The organism is Micromonospora sp. CNZ286 (assembly GCF_014207755.1).
The window spans coordinates 2,582,418-2,599,560 of record NZ_JACHIZ010000001.1 but is presented as its reverse complement, the minus strand read 5'-3'; the positions used below and the strand labels follow the sequence as shown (position 1 = coordinate 2,599,560).

Genomic DNA, 17,143 nt, shown 5'->3' with positions numbered 1-17,143 from the left:
GGGGCAGCGCGGCCCCCGGCTCGTCGGTAACGTCGGCGCGGTGAGCCGGACACGCAGCGCCACCGAGCCGACACCTCCGTCCCGCCACCGATGGGTCCGGTGGACGCTCGCGGTGCTCCTCCTCGCGTCGGCGGGGTGCGGGAGGGGGTTCGGGGAGGAGAGCGGCGACGCGCTGGCGCGCGACACCGCGGCGGCGGAGGCGAAGCAGCTCAACACGGAGCTGGGGCACCGCAACCGGGCGCGGGACGCCGGGTCGATCGCAGCGGCCGAGATCGTCCAGGAGCCGACGGACGCCGCGTCCGGCGGCGGTGCGACAGTCCGGCGGGAGGCGCTGGCCTGGTCCGGGCGCACCGCCGGGAACGAGCGGGCCACCGTCGACGTGCGGTTCGTGGTGACGGTGCCGGAGCAGCCGCCGGTGTCGATCGGTGGCGCGAGCAACAGCGCCGGTGAGGCCACGCGCTGCTACCGCTACGAGTTCGAGCTCTACCGCTACACGACGTACCACGAGATCGACTGTCCGAGCGGCCCCGCTCCCTCGCCGCCCACCGCCGCGCCGGTGCCGAGGGTGCCCGAGGACGGGCGGCAGCGGCTCACCGCCGTGCTGCGCACCGCCACCCCGGACACGCTTGCGGGCGCGGTGCGGGCGGCCTTCCCACAGGACTGGATCAGCGTCGACACGACAGTGCACGAGGGCGCGCTCGTCGCCGCCGTCGGCGTACCGGCCGAACGGGACTGTCTCCTGCTCGTCCGCACGCCGGCCGGGAAGATCGAGAGTCCCGGGTACGACCGGATCTGGCTGGAGCCGGGCGAGACCGGCTGCCGGACCGCCCTCTACGTGGCGCCGCCGCGCTGACGTACCGGTTTGCCGCGCGGCCGCCGGGGCACCTGACGGTCATGACTGATCCGGAGCAGTTCCAGCGGCAGCAGGAGGGCGCGCTCGAGCGCGGGCAGGTGTTCCAGGACGCCGAGGGACGGCGTACCCGGGATCCGGGCGCCGGGGCGGAGAACGCGGAAAGTGAGGCCGACCGCAACGCCGAGCACCTGGCGCGCGGCGAGGTGGGCCCGGGCGTCCCGGCGGACTGACGCGCCGGGCCGATGTCAATGTAGCGTTGACGGGTGACCCTGGACCGCCTGTCCGAGATCGCCGCGGCCCGGGTCCGGCTGGACGACCGCGAGCTGGACCTGAGCGACCGGGCCCGGCACGACGGCGCCACCTGGGCCGACGTCGCGCGGGCGCTGGGCCTGGGCAGCCGGCAGGCCGCCGAGCAGCGCCGGCAACGCCTCGTGGCGGCCCGGCGGACCCGCCTGGCCCGGCTCGACCCGGGCGACTCCCCCGAACTGCCCGTGCTGCGGGCGGCAGTCACCGACCTGCACCGCTGGATCGAGACGGACCGCGCGTGGGACGGGCGCTTCGCCCGCGCGGCGTTGACGCGCCGCACCTGCGCGCTCGCGCTGGACGCCCCCGCCGGGCCGCTGTACGCGCTGGCCGCGCACCTCGCCGACGACCTGGCCGGGGCGGGGCGGCGGCTGCCCGCTCCGGCACGCGACGCCGCCCGGCGCATCGCCGCCGCGCTGTCAACATCGCATTGACGTACGCCCAAGGCATTGCCCCGAGACGGCTCAACTCCGGAGGATGTGAGTCCACCAGACTCAACCTCTCGGGGGATCCATGCGCCGCAACGCCGTCCTGTTCGTGGCCGTCTCGCTGCTGTCCGGCGGTAGCGCCATGGCCCTGGTCTCCGGCATCTGGATCCTCGATCTCACCGGTTCCACCGGGCTCGCCGCGCTGGCCGGGCTCTGCGTCTACGCCCCGACGCTGGCCGGACCGTGGCTCGGCGGCCTGCTCGACCGGGTGCCCCGGCGTCCCCTGGTGATCGGTGTCGACCTCGCGCTCGCCGCCGCGCTGCTGAGCCTGCTGGCGGTGCGAGGGCCCGGCGAGGCGTGGCTGATCTACGCCGTCTCGCTCGCCTACGGCATCGGCTACGTGCTCGTCGACGCCGGCGAGACCGCGTTGCTGCCCGCCGCGCTCCCCCCGGCCCGGCTGGCCGACGTCAACGGCTGGCGGTCGAGCGCACAGGAGGGCATGAAGCTGGTGGCGCCGCTGGCCGGGGCGGGCCTGTACGCGTGGCGGGGCGGGCACGTCGTCGCGGTGCTCGCCGCCGCCGTACCGGTGCTCGCGGCCGCCCTGTACGGCGCGTTGCGCCTGACGCGGACCGCCCCCGCTCCCCCGGCCGCACGCCCGGCGGGGGTGCGGGACGGCCTCGCCGCGCTGCTGGCCCGGCGGGCGGTGCGCGTACCCGTGGCGCTCGCGGCGGTGTCCATCGCGATGTCCGGGTTCACCACCGCAGCGCTGTACGACGTGGTGGTGACGGACCTGGCGCTGCCGTCGACGTTCCTCGGTGTGCTGGCGAGCGCGCAGGGCGGCGGGTCACTGCTCGCCGGGCTCGTCGTCGGCCGGCTCGTCCGTCGCCACGGCGAGATCACGGTCGGTGCCGCGGGCGCGGTCCTGTTCGCCGCCGGCTGTCTGGGGCGCTGCCTGCCCTGGTGGCCGGGCACTGTGGCCGCCTCGGTCGTCGTCGGTGTGGGTCTGCCGTGGACGCTCGTCGCGGCGGTCACCGCCGTGCAGACGTACACGCCGCAGGCGATGCTCGGGCGGGTCGCCGGGACCGCGAACACCGCGATGTTCGGCCCGATCACGCTGGCCATCCCGCTCGGGTCGGCGGCGGTCGCGGTCGGCGGCCGGCCGCCGCTGGTGCTCGCCGCTGTGGCGTGCCTGGCCGCGGCACTGGCGGCGGCCGTCCGGCCGCGTCGTCAACCGGCGGCCGGCGGGCCGGACAGGTGGCGGATCAGCTCCGGCCGGGAACGCAGCCGCAGCTTCCGGTAGACGTTGCCGAGGTGGTACTCGACGGTCTTCGGTGACAGGAAGACCCGGGCCGCGATCTCCCGGTTCGTCAGGCCCTCCGCCACGTGCAGGGCGATCAGGCGTTCCTGGCCGGTCAGCCGGTCGACGGTCCGGTCGCCGGGCTCGGGCGGCCGCCGGCCGGTGGCGTCGATCTCGGTGCGGCACCGCCGCGCCCAGCCCTGTGCGCCGAGCGCCTCGAACAACCGCAGCGCGGCGTGCAACTGGACCCGCGCGTCCCGGCGACGGCGGGCCCGGCGCAGCCGCTGCCCGTAGCTCAGCAGCGTCCGGGCCCGTTCCAGCGGGACGACGGCGGGATCACACCGGGCCAGCGCCGCCGCGAAGACCTCGTCCAGGTCCGGTTCGCCGGCGAGCAGGCCCTCGACGCGCGCGGAGGCGGCGCGGGCGGCGGCACCACCCGTACCGGCCAGGTCGCGCAACCGCCGTGCCGACCGCTGCGGGTCGGACAGGTGCGCGTACGCCTCGGCCAGCTCGGCCGCGACGGGCAGCCACCCCGGTTCGGCGATGCCGCCGTCGCGCTGGGCCCGGCGGACCCGTTCCAGCTCGGTCACGGCGTCGTGCCAGCGCGCGCCCACCACCGCCGCGATCCCGGTGGCGTAGCGGAGCCGGACCTCGATCTCCCGGAACTCGCCCGGCAGGAGACGACGGGCGTCCTCGACGTGCGCGAGCGCCTCCGGCTCCTCGCCGAGCAGCGCCTCCACCAGGGCCAGCACGGCCAGCGCCTCCGCCCGCAGCACCGGAAGCGCCACCTGCTCGGCGATCCGGACCGCCTCGGCGGCGGCCTGGTAGGCCGCGTGCAGCCGGCCGGTGCGCCACTCCAGCCCGGCGAGCCGGGGCAGGGCGTACGCCAGCAGGAACACGTCGTCGGTGGCGCGGGCCCGGTCGATCTCCGGTTCCAGCAGCGCACGCGCGGTGTCGTGGTCCCCGATCCAGCAGAACACCTCGGCCAGCTCCGCCGCCGAGCCGTCGGCGTGGCCGGCGCAGGCGGTGACCAGGGCACGGGCCGACGCGACCCCCTCGGGCAGCCCGGCCAGCACCTGCGCCGCGGCCAGCCGGATCGGCCCCTTCGGCCAGGTCGCGCCGGCGTCCGCGGCGGCCAGCTCGGCCACCCGCGCGCACAGCGGCACCATGCCGGTGACGTCCAGCCGCGCCCAGAACTGGTTGACGCGGGCGCTCATCAGCCGGGCCGCGCCGAGCGGATCCGCTTGCGCGTACGCCTGCGCGTCGGCCAGGTACGCCTCGGCGCCCTCCGTGTCACAGTGCTGCTGCGCCAGGTGGGCGAGCAACGGCTTGACCCGGCAACGCAGGTCGGCGCGCCGGGTCAGCCCGATCGCCTCCTCCCCCAGCGTGATCGCGTGCCGGCTCGCGCCCGCGTTGGCCCAGGCGCGGGACGCGGCGGCGAGCCGGGACGCGCGTACGTCCGGGTCCGGTGTGAGACGGGCGGACCGCTCGTACGCGCGCGCCTCGGCCACCACGCCGCCCCGGCGTTGCGCCCGCTCGGCGGAGTCGGCCAGCAACGCGGCGACGCCCTCGTCGGGCACTGTGGTGGCGGCCGCGAGATGCCAGGCCCGGCGGTCGGCGGTGTCGTCGCCGGTCAGCGCCGCGGCCACCGCCAGGTGGGCGGCCCGCCGCCGGCCGGGGCCGGCGACCGAGTGCACAGCGGCGCGGGTCAGCGGGTGGCGGAACGTCACCTCGCGATCGGTCACCCGGATCAGCCCGGCGTCGACCGCCGGGTCCAGCACGCCCAGGCGCAGCCCGTCCGCCGCCAGGATCCGCTCCAGCAGCGCCGGGGTGCTGGCCTCGGTGACCGCGCAGGCGACGAGCGCGCGCCAGGTGTCGTCGGGGAGCCCGCGGGCGTGCGCCAGGACGGTCATCTCGATGCGTTCGACGAGCACGAGAGGCTCCCGCAGCGGCAGCCACCCGTTGCGGTGCTCCTCGGACAGCGTCGCCGGCAGTTCGGTCAGCGCGAGCGGGTTGCCGGCGGTGGCCGCCGCCAGGTCGGCGGCGACCCGTGGGTCCAGGCCGGCGCGCATGGCGAGCCGGATCGCGTCGTCCCGCGGCAGACCGGTCAGCGGCAGCTCCGGCAGGCCGGGCGCGGGGAACGCGGGGGCGTCGCGGGCCGCGAAGACGACGGCGACCCGGTCCGCGAGCAGCCGCCGGGCGGTGAACAGCAGCGCCTCCGCCGAGGCCGGGTCGATCCAGTGCGCGTCGTCGACCAGGCAGAGCACCGGCGTGTCCTCGGCCGCCGTCGTGAGCAGGCTCAGCGTCGCCACGTACGCGGCGAGCCGGTTGACCGGACGGGAGCCGCCGCCGATGGCGAAGACGGTACGCAGCGCGTCGGCCTGCTGCGCGGGCAGATCGCCGAGCCGGTGCAGCAGCGGGCGCGCCAGTTGGTGCAGCGCGGAGAACGGCAGTTCCGCCTCGAACGGGGCGCCGGTGGCGCGCAGCACCCGCATCCCGGTGGACCGGGCGGCGCAGTGCTCCAGCAGCGCCGTCTTGCCGACGCCCGCCGCGCCGCGCACCACCAGGGCGCCGCCGTGACCGTCGACCGCGTCGGCCAGCAGCGCACCGAGCCGCCGGCACTCGTCGGCGCGCCCGAGCAGGGCGTCCCCGCCGGTGTCCGTGGCCGTGCCGACGGCACCGGCCGGCGCCGGACCACTGCCCATGACCGCACGCTAGCCGCCGGCGTCGTCCGGGCGGGCGGGCGCGACGCGAACCCGACAGGGGGCTCGCGCGGCCTCGTCGACTAGGAGGAACCCGGATCCGGTGGCCGTCGCGGATCCCTAGCGTCGTCCCCAGTCGTCCGGCCGGTGACCACCGGCGCATCCGGGACGGCGACACGACTCCGAGGGGAGACACCATGATCGGGAAGAGAGCCGCCGGGGTGCTGGCGGCGGGACTGCTCGCCACCGGGCTCGGGGTGGCGTCCGGCCCGCCGGCGCAGGCCGCGACCGGCCACTACGCCATCGTCAACTACGGCAGCGGCAAGTGCCTGGAGGTGGACCGGTCCGGCGCCCCGTCGTCGCTCGGCGGCCGGGTCGTGCAGCGCACCTGCGACGGCCAGGCCGTGCAGCGCTGGTCGCCGGTGGGCAGGGACACCTACACGTTCGTCAACCAGTTCAGCGGCATGTGCGTGGACGTCCGCAACGGGGTGAACGCCGACGGCACGCCGTTGCAGCAGTGGGCCTGCACCGGCACGTCGAGCATGAAGTGGACGGTCGACCCGAACTCCTTCGCGGGGGTGCACCAGATCAAGTCGCAGATCGGCGGCCGGTGCATGGACGTGCGGGGCGGATCGGACGCCGACGGCGCGACCGTCCAGATCTACCGCTGCACCGGTTTCGGCAACCCGGCCCAGGTCTGGTCGTTCGCGGCCGTCTGACCGGCGCGGATGCGGCCCGTCCCCAGGGGTGAGGGGGACGGGCCGCACGATCGTCAGCGCCAGGTGTCGCTGACGGCCCGGGTGCCGCCGGCCGGCGTGGTGAACGTCCGGTTCGCGCCGGACTCCCAGATCACCGTGCCGTCCGGGTTCTTCTTGACGTACTTGTACTCGACAGCGGTGTTCGCGGGCAGGTCGACCGTGGCCCGCCAGACCGGATAGGCGGCGGACGAGAGGGCGACGGCGGCGGACGGGTTCCAGCCGCCGAGCGCCGGGACGTTGCCGACCACGAACACGTTCTGTCCGTAGACGGTGGTCGCGGTGACGGAGAACGTGGTGGCCACAGCCGTGCTGACGGTGTCGCCGCGGAACGTCTCGGTCACCGCGTACGTGCCGGTGGCCGGCGTGGTGAACGTCCGGTTCGCGCCGGACTCCCAGGTGACCGCACCGGCGGTGGTCAGCTTGACGAACTTGAACTCCACGCCGGTGGACCGGGGCAGGCTGACGGTGGCGCGGTAGGTGCCGCCGCCCTGCGCGGCGAGCTTGACGCCGTTCGCGGGCGTCCACGAGCCCAGCTCGGGGATGCTGCCGACGACGTAGACGTCCTGCCCGGCGGCCAGGTTCGCGGCGACGGTGAACGTGGTGGCGATCCGGTCACCCGGGCTGACCGTGGGGGACGCGGTCGGGGAGGCCGTCGGCGACACGGTCGGGGAGGCGGTCGGGGACGGGCTGGCACCCGGCCGGGCGTTCACGTGGATCGCGACCGCGTCGTTGGCCGGGAGGGTCACTGTGGCCCGGCCGCCGGACACGGTCACCGTGGAGCCGGTGCAGCCGCTGCCGGTGGCGACGCCGGAGATGACGTCGCAGTACCGGCCGTCGGCGAGCCCGGTGACGAAGGTGGCGGTGGTGGCCGAGCCGGAGTCGTTGACGCCGATCCAGGCCCGGTCGCCCCGGTGGAAGCCGATCACGTTGCTGTTCACTGTGGTGAAGTCCGAGACGGTCTTCACCGGCCGGGCGGCGTTGGCCCAGCCGACCATGCCCTTGACGCCGGTGGTGCGGCTCAGGCAGTTCCAGGCGGCGCCGCAGGTCGTGTCGGTGACCCGTCCGGTGCCGTCGTGCGGCGGGGACTGGTTGCGGTTGGACCAGGTGAAGCTGTCGTAGACCGACGGCTTGCCGTGCGGGTAGGCCAGCGCGAAGTAGTTCGCCAGCACGTAGTCGGTGCCGTTCTTGTACGACAGCACCACACCGTCGCGCTCCAGGTCGTGGTTGGTGACCATGGCGAAGACGTTGGCGCTCGGCGCGTCGAGGTTCCAGTTCGGCACGTTCGCCAGCGCCGAGATCGAGCCCTGGAACGCCGAGCGGATGCCCTTGGCGTACGCGAAGTCGAGCACGTCGCCGTTGCCGATGTACGCCCGGGCCTGCAACGCGGGATTACTGGCGCCGTCGAAGATCTCCTGCGCGACGTATGGACGCCGGCCCTCGGCGACGGTGTTGTTCAGCTTGCCCAGGATGGCCGCGAAGTCGTCCTTGCGGATGTGCTTGACCGCGTCGACCCGGAAGCCGTCGACGCCGAGCCCGATCAGGTCGTTGAGGTAGCCCGCGATCTTGTTGCGGACCGCTTCCTTCTCGGTGTAGAGGTCGGACAGCGACAGCAGCTCGCAGCTGGTCACCTGGGCCTCGTTGTTCCAGTCGCTGATCGCGCCGCCGGTCGGGCAGTTGTCGCCGGGGCGGTGGAAGTCGCCGGCGCCGTACGGCACGGCCGGGTAGCTGTAGCCGGAGAACTCGGTGCCGGCGTAGCCGCGCGTGCCGGCCGGGTTGTTGGTGCCGGCCATGTGGTTGACGACCGCGTCGACGTAGACGCGCACACCGGCGTTGTGGCACGCGGTGACCATGGCGGCGAACTGCTGGCGGTTGCCGAACCGGCTGTCCAGCTTGTACGACACCGGCTGGTACACCTCGTACCAGGGGTAGGCGCCGTCGGCGCTGGCGGGCAGCTTCACCGACTCCTGCGGCGGCGCCACCTGCACCGCGCCGTAGCCGGCCGGTCCGAGGTGGTCGGTGCAGGCGGCGGCGACCGAGTTCCAGTTCCATTCCCAGAGGTTGGCGGTCACCTCGCTGTCGTTCAGGACGACGGCGGCGCGGGCGGGGGTGGGGGTGGTGGTGGCAGCGGCGACGGCGACCGTGCCGCCGGCCGCGACGAGCGCGGCGGCGAGCAGCAGGCGACCGGCGCGGCCACGGGGGTGTGGCCTGGCGGATTGCATGGTCGGGGGACCTCTTCCGTGGGTTCGAAAGGGTGAGCGGGGGTGGGGCGGCCGTCCCGGGTAGCGAACACCATGCGCCATCCATGAAAGTCTTTGCAAGAGCTTGCGGCAAAGTTTTCGAAACCAGCAGGCAACACGAGTGGGCTCGGATTCCCGGCCACCAGCGGCGATCCACGCTGGACCGAGAGAGTCGGCGCTCGACCGAGATCCCGCTGCTCGGGACGGGACGACCCGCTTCGCGGGACGATCGCAACTTCCGAGCAGATTTTCCAGCGTTTGCGGGCCGGGTGCGCCCGGCACCCGCCGGACACGGACGAGCCCCGGCCCGTCGCGTCGCGACGGACCGGGGCTCGCTCAGATGTGACGGATCAGGCCAGGTCGAAGCGGTCCAGCTCCATGACCTTCGTCCAGGCGGCGACGAAGTCGCGGACGAACTTCTCCCGCGCGTCGTCGCTGGCGTAGACCTCGGCGAGCGCCCGCAGCTGCGAGTTGGAGCCGAAGATGAGGTCGACCGCGGTGGCGGTCCACTTCACCTGGTCGGTCGCCAGGTCGCGGATCTCGTACACGTGCTCCTCGGACTCCGCCGCCTTCCACCGGGTGCCCGGGGAGAGGAGGTTGACGAAGAAGTCGTTGGTGAGCACGCCCGGCCGGTCGGTGAGCACGCCGTGCGCGGCGCCGCCGACGTTGTTGCCGAGCGCGCGCAGGCCGCCGACCAGGACGGTCATCTCCGGCGCGGTCAGGTTCAGCATGTACGCGCGGTCGACGAGCAGCACCTCCGGCTGGGTCTTCTCGCCCGGCCGCAGGTAGTTGCGGAACCCGTCGGCGCGCGGCTCCATCACCCGGAACGACTCGACGTCGGTCTGCTCCTGAGTGGCGTCGGTACGACCCGGGTGGAACGGCACAGTCACCTCGACGCCGGCGTCGCGCGCCGCCTGCTCGACAGCGGCCGAGCCGGCCAGCACGATCAGGTCAGCGAGCGAGATCTGGGCGCCGCCGGCGGCGTTGAACTCCTGCTGGATGCCCTCCAGGGTGGCCAGCACGGTGGCGAGCTGCTCGGGCTGGTTGACCTCCCAGTTGCGCTGCGGCTCCAGCCGGATCCGCGCGCCGTTGGCGCCACCGCGCTTGTCGGTGGAGCGGTAGCTCGCGGCCGAGGCCCAGGCGGTGGAGACGAGCTGGGCGGTGGTGAGGCCGGACTCCAGCACCTTCGCCTTGAGCGCGGCGACGTCGGCGTCGTTCACCAGGTCGTGCGCGGCGGCCGGCACCGGGTCCTGCCAGAGCTGGGCCTCGGGCACCCACGGGCCGAGGAAGCGGCTGACCGGGCCCATGTCACGGTGCAGGAGCTTGTACCAGGCCTTGGCGAACGCCAGCGCGAACTCGTCCGGGTTCTCCAGGAAGCGGCGGGAGATCTTCTCGTACGCCGGGTCCACGCGCAGCGACAGGTCGGTCGTGAGCATGGTCGGCTTGTGCTTCTTCGACGGGTCGTGGGCGTCCGGGATGATCGCCTCGGCGTCCTTGGCCACCCACTGCTTGGCGCCACCGGGGCTGGTGGTCAGCTCCCACTCGTAGCCGAAGAGGATCTCGAAGAAGCGGTTGCTCCACTGGGTCGGCTTGTCGGTCCAGGTGACCTCGAGGCCGCTGGTGATCGTGTCGCCGCCCTTGCCCTCGCCGTACGTGCTCAGCCAGCCCAGGCCCTGCGCCTCCAGCGGCGCGGCCTCCGGCTCGGGGCCGACGTGCCGGTCGGCGGGGCCGGCGCCGTGGGTCTTGCCGAACGTGTGGCCGCCGGCGATCAGCGCGACGGTCTCCTCGTCGTTCATCGCCATCCGGCGGAACGTCTCGCGGATGAAGTGCGCCGCGGCGAGCGGGTCGGCGTTGCCGCGCGGGCCCTCCGGGTTGACGTAGATCAGACCCATCTCGGTCGCGCCGACGCCGGCCACCATGTCCTTCTCGGAGGCGTAGCGCTCGTCGCCCAGCCAGGTGTCCTCGGGGCCCCAGAAGATCTCCTCCGGCTCCCAGACGTCCTCACGGCCGAAGCCGAAGCCGAAGGTCTTGAAGCCCATCGACTCCAGGGACACGTTGCCGGCGAGCACCAGCAGGTCGGCCCAGGAGATCTTCTGGCCGTACTTCTGCTTGACCGGCCAGAGCAGCCGGCGGGCCTTGTCCAGGTTGGCGTTGTCCGGCCAGCTGTTCAGCGGGGCGAAGCGCTGCCCGCCGTCGCCGGCGCCACCGCGGCCGTCCTCGATGCGGTAGGTGCCCGCGGCGTGCCAGCTCATCCGGATCATCAGGCCGCCGTAGTGGCCGAAGTCGGCCGGCCACCAGTCCTGCGAGGTGGTGAGGACCTCGGTGATGTCCCGCTTGAGCGCCTCGACGTCGAGCTTGGCGAACTCCTTGGCGTAGCTGAACTCCGGGCCCAGCGGGTTGCCCTTGGACGAGTGGGCGTGCAGCACCGACAGGTCGAGCTGGTTGGGCCACCAGTCGCGGTTGCTGCGCGGACGACCGCCGGTCTTCGGGGTCGGCGAGTCGATCGCCGGGTTCTCGCTCTCGCTGCCGTGCGCGGTCACGGAGTCGTGCGCGACCGGGCAGCCGGCCGCCTCCTTGGCGTCCACGCCCTGCGGGCTGACGGGCCGGTTGTCCTGGGTGTCGCTCATCTGCTTCCTTCCGAACTGGCGGATCACTGGGCGGTGCGGTCGGCCGCGCAGCCGGGGCAGGTGCCCCAGTAGACGACCTCCGCCTCGTCCACCACGAAGCCGTGGTCGTCGGAGGCGGTGAGACAGGGGGCGCGGCCGACGGCGCACTCGACGTCGGCGATGGCGCCGCAGGAACGGCACACGACGTGGTGGTGGTTGTCTCCCACCCGCGACTCGTAGCGGGCCGTGGCGCCGGCCGGCTGGATGCGCCGGATCAGCCCGGCGTCGGTGAGTGCCCGGAGCACATCGTAGACCGCCTGGTGGGACACAGTGGGCTGCTCGGCGCGGACCAGGGCGATCACCGTGTCGGTGTCGACGTGCGGGTGGTCACTCAGCGCGGCCAGCACCGCCACGCGGGGCCGGGTCACCCGCAACGAGACCGCCCGGAGCTGCGTCTCGAAGTCGGCCGTCATGCGACGACCTTAGTCCGGTCTTTTGGAATGAATCAAGTTTTTGCCCAGGTGTGTCGGCCGTCACACCAGCAGGGTCCGGGCGCACGAAAACGGGGGTGCCGCGCGCCTCGCGCGCGGCACCCCCTCCCCGGAGAAGGGCTCAGGCGGCGGAACAGCTCGCCGTCGGTGTGTTGCTGTTGCCGTTCTTGTAGAGCGTGATGCCGAAGTTGTTGCCGTTGCCGTTCGGGCGCGCGGTGAGCGTGCCGCCGGTGCCGCTGATCGAGGCGTTCCAGCTGTTCTGCAGGCTCTGCCCGCCCTGGGTCTGGATGTTGACCACCCAGTTGCTGGTGCCGCTGACCGAGAAGGTCACGTTGAACCGGTCGCCCCACTCCTCGGCCCGGCTCACGCTGACCGTGCAGCCACCGTTGTTCGGCGGCGGGGTGGTCGGGTTGCCACCGCCGGTCCCGCCGATCGTGATGTTGGAGTTGCCGCTGCTCTGGTAGCCCTCGGTGGCCAGGATCTGGTAGTCGTGCGATCCGAGGTTCATGCCGTAGCGCGACCAGGCGTCGAAGTGGTTGCCGGAGGTGATGGTGCCGCCCACGCGCTTCGACTGGCGGACGCTCCAGTACTGGTAGAACGTCCGGGTGCCCTCGATCGAGGGGGCGTTGACCCGCTGGGTGCGGTAGATGTCGTACGTGCCGCCGTCGGAGGACACCGAGCCCATGTAGCCGCTGCCCGGCGGGCGCCAGCTGCCCCAGCTGTCCACGATGTAGTACTCGACGAGCGGGTTGCGCGTCCAGCCGTAGAGCGTCAGGTACGCGTTGCCGGACGGGTTGAAGCTGCCGGAGTAGCTGACCGTGCGGCGGCCGCCCGGGTTCCAGCCCTTGCCGGCGACGAAGTTGTTGATGTTGCTCCACTGGGTGCTGTACTGACCACCGTTGCCCATGGTCATGGAGACGTTGCCACTGTCCTTCCAGAAGGAATAGAAGTAGCCGTTGTTGGTGCCGGTGGAGTTCGACGTGACGGTGGTGTCGGCGTAGGCCGGACCTGACGCGACGGCCGTCGCCCCGGCGGCGATCAGCGCCACGGCGCAGGCGCCGCCGAGGACCATCCTGAGGCGTCCGCGCCTGCGGATGCCCGTACGGACGGGGGCGTCTTTCATGGACGGGTTTCCTCCCTGTGACGGCTGGCGGGCGGCCAGCTTCCGGTGGCGCGAGCCGCGGGTGCTCGCCCGCCCGCGGACGGCGGGACCGGGGCGACAGCCGCGCCACGGGTGATGGTCGGACATCGACGTCAATCGAGATACGCCGATGGCCACAGTATTGGAGGCCCGGTTCATCCTGTCAACAAGTTCCGGAAATGTTGTGGTAACCGCTGTCCGGCCCTGAACGGCCGTTGCGGCTGCCGGAAAAGAGCATCGACCAATGTCGACATGTCGGCGAAGGGCGCCCGGAAGCCATTGAAGGCGACCGGATTCCGAAACTTTTCGGACCTGTTCCGGATCAACGCTGCCCCTGCTGCTCGGCGCGCGCGAGCGGGCGGGGCCGGGCCGGACAGTCCACATTTGACGGCTCGCCGGTCGGTCGGTTCAATGACGGCCGGACCGGAGTCGGACCCGATTCCGGCCGGGTGAACCGAGGACGTCGCGCACCCGTCCGGCGTACGTCATCACCGGAAGGACCGCCCTGTGACACCCGATGCCCCCGGCGCGCGCCCGCGGCCGCGCCGGATCCCGCGCGGCGTGGTCGCCGCCGGCGCCGCCGGGCTGGCGGCGCTGAGCCTGGTGGTCGCCGCCCTCAGCGGGAGCGTCGCCGCCGCCCGCGACGACGAGCCGGCCGCCCGGACCGTCTCCGCCGAGCACCTGACCACGATCCGCACCGCGGCCCGGTCCTGCCCCGCGCTGACCCCGGCGCGGCTGGCCGGGCAGCTGATGGCCGAATCGGGTCTGGACGCGCGGGCCGAGCGGACCGCGTCCGGCGGCCGGGGCCTGGCCGGGCTGGACGACGAGCGGTGGCGGACCTGGGCGCCGTGGCCGGACGCGCAGCGCACCGACAGCGCCGCCAACATCCTCGCGCTCGCCCACCACATGTGCGACCTGGCCGGGCAGGTGCGCGCGGCTGCCGTCCCCGGCGACCCGTGGCGGCTGTCGCTCGCCGCGTTCCACACCGGGTTCGAGGAGGTACGCGCTGCCGAGGGGGTGCCCTCGACGGCGGTCCCGTACGTCGACGAGGCAAGCCGGTACGCCGCCTACTACGGCCGGCAGGACGGTTTCGCCGAGACCGGCCCGGCGAACCGCGAGAGCGAACGCCGGCAGCCCAAGGCGGTCCCCGCCGCGTACGTCCGCCTCGTGGTGCGGGCCGGCTCGGTGTGCCCGCAGGTGCCGCCGGCCGCTGTCGCCGCGCAGCTGATGGCCTCCTCCGGGTTCGACCCGAACCTGCTCGGCGACGGCGGCCGCAAGGGCATCGCCCAGTTCCGGCCCGAGCTGTGGCGTGCGTACGGCCCGTCCGGCGCCTCGCCGTGGGATCCGCAGGCAGCGGTACCGGCGGCCGGCGCCACGCTCTGCGCGCTGCGGCGCGAACTGGCCGCGCTCGACGGCGACCCGGACCTGCTGGCGCTGGCGGCGCACCGCGACGGGACCGACGCCGTGCGCCACACCGGCGGCGACTTCGACGCCAGGACGCAGGAGTTCCTGCGCACGGTCCGGGAGTTCACCGACTTCTACGCCCTCGACGGCCGGCTGCGGGGCACGCCGGCGACTTCCGGCACGCCGTCGCCCGGCACCCGGACGCCGAAGCCGCCGGCCTCGTCGGCCGCGCGCCCGTCCACGTCGTCGCCGGCAGCGGGCACGTCGAAGGAACCGGAGAAGCCGGCCGCACCGGTCCGCCCGGCCGGCGCGAAGCAACTCGTCGGCAAGGAGACCGGCCTGTGCGCCAGCGGCGGCAGCGGTGACGGCGTACGCGTCGTGCTGCGGGCCTGCCGGGAGGAGCGCTCCCAGTGGTGGACGTTCGCGTCCGACGGCAGCGTCCGGGTCGAGGGCGGCCTCTGCCTGGACGTGGCCTGGGGCGAGAAGCGCGACGGCGTACCGGTGCAGACGGCGTGGTGCAGCGGCAACCCGGCGCAGAAGTGGGAGTGGATCGAGAGCCAGGGCCGGCGGTCGCTGTTCAACCGGGCCACCGACCGCTGCCTGGACGTCGACGGGCACGCCGCGGGCGCACCGCTGAACGCCTGGACCTGCGTGTTCAACGTGAAGCAGACCTGGTCGCTTCGCTAGCCGCGCGACCGGGCCCGCTGGCCGGACCGGATCAGGGATTCGAGCCCACGGCCAGCCCGAGCACCCCGCAGCAGGCCACGCCGACGACGGCCAGCAGGACCAGCATGACGCTGTAGTTGGACCACATGCCGAACCGGGTGACGTCGGTGCCGTAGCCGTCGTACACCCGGTTGCGCCACCCGCCGAAGCGGAACGCGAGGTGGTGCGCGGCCCCCGGCTGCACCGCGAGCGTCGTGGTGACGATCGGGACACCCATGAAGTCGGTGTACCGGATGTCGTGCGCGCCGGCCGGCACCGCGACGTGCCATGTCCCCTCACCGGGGATGGCGACCACCTGGCGGTCGATCTTGAAGCGGCTGGTCGCCGGCACGGGGATCAGGTACGGCCCGCGGTTCACCGAGACGACGAGCACGCCGCAGCCGGGCGGCGGGGTGATCGGGTGCGGGTAGGCGATCAGCGGGCTGACGCCGCCGGGCATCGGCGGGTACGGCTGCGAGGGGAGGTAGGACACGGCTGGATTCTGGCACGGCCGTGCCAACCGTCGATCCCCCGCCGGTCAGCCCGCGCCGGGCGCTCCGGCGTCGGCCAGCAGCCGCTGTCGCATCAGGAACTTGCGCACCTTCCCGGTCGGCCCCATGACCACGTCGTCGTCGGGGACCGTCACCACCCGGCGCAGCGTCGCGGCCACCGCCGGCCCCAGCGCGGCCCGGACCAGGCCGGTACGGTCGGCTGCCGGATCGGCGTCGGCGGTGAGCAGGAGCAGCACGTCGGTCACAGTCGTGCCGTCCTCCCCCGCCGCCGCGAGGACGGTGCAGTCGCGGACGTCCGGGCAGTGCCGGAGGATGCGCTCCTCGGACAGCGCGGTGTACAGCCAGGTGCCGCCGCCCAGGTCGACCGCGTCGCTGGCCCGGTCGACGTGGTGGTAGTCGCCGGCCGCGTCGCGGTACATCAGGTCACCGGTCAGGTAGTAGCCGCCCAGCCGCGTCCGGTACGTGGTGACCGAGTCGTTCCAGTAGCCGAGCGCCAGCGTCGGCGACTTCAGGCCGACGTGCCCCACCTGCCCCGGCGGGACCTCCTCGCCGGTGTCCACGTCGAGCAGCGCGATCTCGGCGAACGGGTACGGCCTGCCGACGCAGCGGTCGTAGCGGTCACTGCCCAGCCGGTGGGTGATCCGGAACGCGCCGTGCCCCATCTCGGTGGAGCCGAGCATGTCGACGAACTTGGAGCCCGGGACGTCGACCATGCCGTCGCGGGTGTACGCGGGGTGGCTGCCGACGGCGACCAGCCGGCGTACGTGCGCCTCGTGCGCGCAGTCACCGGTGTTGAACCAGTTGCGCACCGAGCTGAGGTCGCGGGTGGTCAGGTCGACCCGGGCCAGCTCCGACCAGGTCACCGCGAAGCCGAAGACGCCGGTGGGACGCCACCGCTCGATCGCGTCCAGGATCGTCTCCGCGCTGCGCTCGAACGGGCCGCCCTGCGCGGACAGGCACAGCAGCTGGTAGCCGTTGCAGAGCGCCTGGTTGAGCGTGATGATGCCGGCGGCGTGCGCGGCCGGCAGCGCGGACATCTCCCGCACCTCGCCGTACGGCCGGGACTCGGTGAGGCGGACCGCGCGGATCGCGGCGAACAGGCCGTGGTGCGAGTGGACGATCGCGGCAGGTACCCGGGTGGTGCCCGAGGAGTGGGTGATGACCACCGGTTCCTCGGGGTGGTGCCGGTGGTGCGGCGGTGCCTGCGCCGGGTCGCCGGTGCCGGTCTGCGCCGCGTCGCCGAGGATCTCCACGCCGAGGTCGTGCCCGGCCAGCGCGGCGTGGTCGGCGTCGACCACCACGCCGGCCCCGCGCAGCCGCCTGATGAACTCGGCCGCCAGCGGGACCGGCATGTTGCCGTTCATCAGCGCCGGGATCGCGCCGAGCCAGGTCAGCGCCAGGAAGTTGAGGAACACGTCGGGCGCGGAGGTCACGTACACCGCGATCGGGTCGGCCCGGCGGACGCCGCGCGCCCGGAACCAGGCGGCCCGGGCCGCGACCCGGTCGGTGAGCGTGGCCAGCGACAGCGGCGTCCAGGCGGGGATGCCGTCGACGTCGGCGTCGAACGTCACCCGGGGCATGTCCATGTCGGCGCCGTGCTCGGCCAGCCTGAGCAGCACGTTGCCCGCGCCCAGCTCCATGTCGGCCGCCAGCGTCGCCCGGAAGTTGTCGGCACCCAACGAGTGGCCTCCTCAGCTGACACGCGT

13 protein-coding genes are annotated in these 17,143 nt (G+C 73.7%); 6 read left to right on the top strand and 7 right to left on the bottom strand.

From position 1 onward, the window contains the following. The first annotated feature begins 40 nt into the window (after positions 1-40). The 4 genes from FHX31_RS11675 to FHX31_RS11660 all read left to right on the top strand — a co-directional run bounded on the left by FHX31_RS11675 (position 41) and on the right by FHX31_RS11660 (position 2,884). Positions 41-853: a hypothetical protein gene (locus FHX31_RS11675; RefSeq protein ID WP_236619277.1), complete on the top strand. Its 813-nt coding sequence runs from the start codon at positions 41-43 to the stop codon at positions 851-853. Positions 854-894: 41 nt separating this feature from the next. Beyond that, a complete protein-coding gene (locus FHX31_RS11670) occupies positions 895-1,083 on the top strand; it encodes a hypothetical protein (protein WP_047890361.1) in 189 nt (62 codons plus the stop codon). A gap of 33 nt (positions 1,084-1,116) precedes the next feature. Then, a complete protein-coding gene (locus FHX31_RS11665) occupies positions 1,117-1,590 on the top strand; it encodes a hypothetical protein (RefSeq protein WP_184976112.1) in 474 nt (157 codons plus the stop codon). Between the two features lie 79 nt (positions 1,591-1,669). Continuing rightward, entirely contained in the window at positions 1,670-2,884 is a 1,215-nt protein-coding gene (locus FHX31_RS11660) for an MFS transporter (RefSeq protein WP_091327128.1), read from the top strand. Here FHX31_RS11660 and FHX31_RS11655 read toward each other — a convergent pair. After that, positions 2,812-5,586: a helix-turn-helix transcriptional regulator gene (locus tag FHX31_RS11655; RefSeq protein WP_184976109.1), complete on the bottom strand. Its 2,775-nt coding sequence runs from the start codon at positions 5,584-5,586 to the stop codon at positions 2,812-2,814. The two genes, FHX31_RS11660 and FHX31_RS11655, sit on opposite strands and share 73 nt — an antisense overlap. Before the next feature lie 194 nt (positions 5,587-5,780). On the opposite strand from FHX31_RS11655, the gene FHX31_RS11650 reads away from it, so the two are divergent. Continuing rightward, positions 5,781-6,302 carry an RICIN domain-containing protein gene (locus tag FHX31_RS11650; protein ID WP_013286848.1) on the top strand — a complete coding sequence of 174 codons (522 nt, stop codon included), beginning with the start codon at positions 5,781-5,783 and terminating at the stop codon, positions 6,300-6,302. A 53-nt stretch (positions 6,303-6,355) separates the two neighbouring features. Here the strand turns inward: FHX31_RS11650 and FHX31_RS11645 are convergent, their stop codons facing one another. From FHX31_RS11645 to FHX31_RS11630, 4 genes are all read right to left on the bottom strand, one after another. Beyond that, entirely contained in the window at positions 6,356-8,560 is a 2,205-nt protein-coding gene (locus FHX31_RS11645) for a carbohydrate-binding module family 20 domain-containing protein (RefSeq protein ID WP_184976106.1), read from the bottom strand. Positions 8,561-8,928: 368 nt separating this feature from the next. Further along, positions 8,929-11,205: a catalase/peroxidase HPI gene (katG, locus tag FHX31_RS11640; protein WP_013286850.1), complete on the bottom strand. Its 2,277-nt coding sequence runs from the start codon at positions 11,203-11,205 to the stop codon at positions 8,929-8,931. 23 nt (positions 11,206-11,228) lie between these two features. Next, positions 11,229-11,657 carry a Fur family transcriptional regulator gene (locus FHX31_RS11635; RefSeq protein WP_184976103.1) on the bottom strand — a complete coding sequence of 143 codons (429 nt, stop codon included), beginning with the start codon at positions 11,655-11,657 and terminating at the stop codon, positions 11,229-11,231. Positions 11,658-11,796: 139 nt separating this feature from the next. Next, on the bottom strand, positions 11,797-12,798 hold the full coding sequence (locus FHX31_RS11630; RefSeq protein WP_184976100.1) for a glycoside hydrolase family 11 protein: 1,002 nt from the start codon (positions 12,796-12,798) through the stop codon (positions 11,797-11,799). A 525-nt stretch (positions 12,799-13,323) separates the two neighbouring features. Between FHX31_RS11630 and FHX31_RS11625 the strand changes: the two genes are divergently transcribed. Further along, positions 13,324-14,907, top strand: a complete 1,584-nt coding sequence (locus FHX31_RS11625) for a ricin-type beta-trefoil lectin domain protein (RefSeq protein WP_184976097.1) — start codon at positions 13,324-13,326, stop codon at positions 14,905-14,907. Positions 14,908-14,938: 31 nt separating this feature from the next. On the opposite strand, the gene FHX31_RS11620 is transcribed toward FHX31_RS11625, so the two are convergent. Together FHX31_RS11620 and FHX31_RS11615 are read right to left on the bottom strand one after the other, a co-directional pair. Beyond that, on the bottom strand, positions 14,939-15,418 hold the full coding sequence (locus tag FHX31_RS11620; protein ID WP_013286854.1) for a hypothetical protein: 480 nt from the start codon (positions 15,416-15,418) through the stop codon (positions 14,939-14,941). A gap of 45 nt (positions 15,419-15,463) precedes the next feature. After that, positions 15,464-17,116 (bottom strand): class I adenylate-forming enzyme family protein, encoded by a 1,653-nt coding sequence (locus FHX31_RS11615; RefSeq protein ID WP_396853885.1) that lies wholly within the window; start codon positions 17,114-17,116, stop codon positions 15,464-15,466. Positions 17,117-17,143 lie beyond the last annotated feature (27 nt).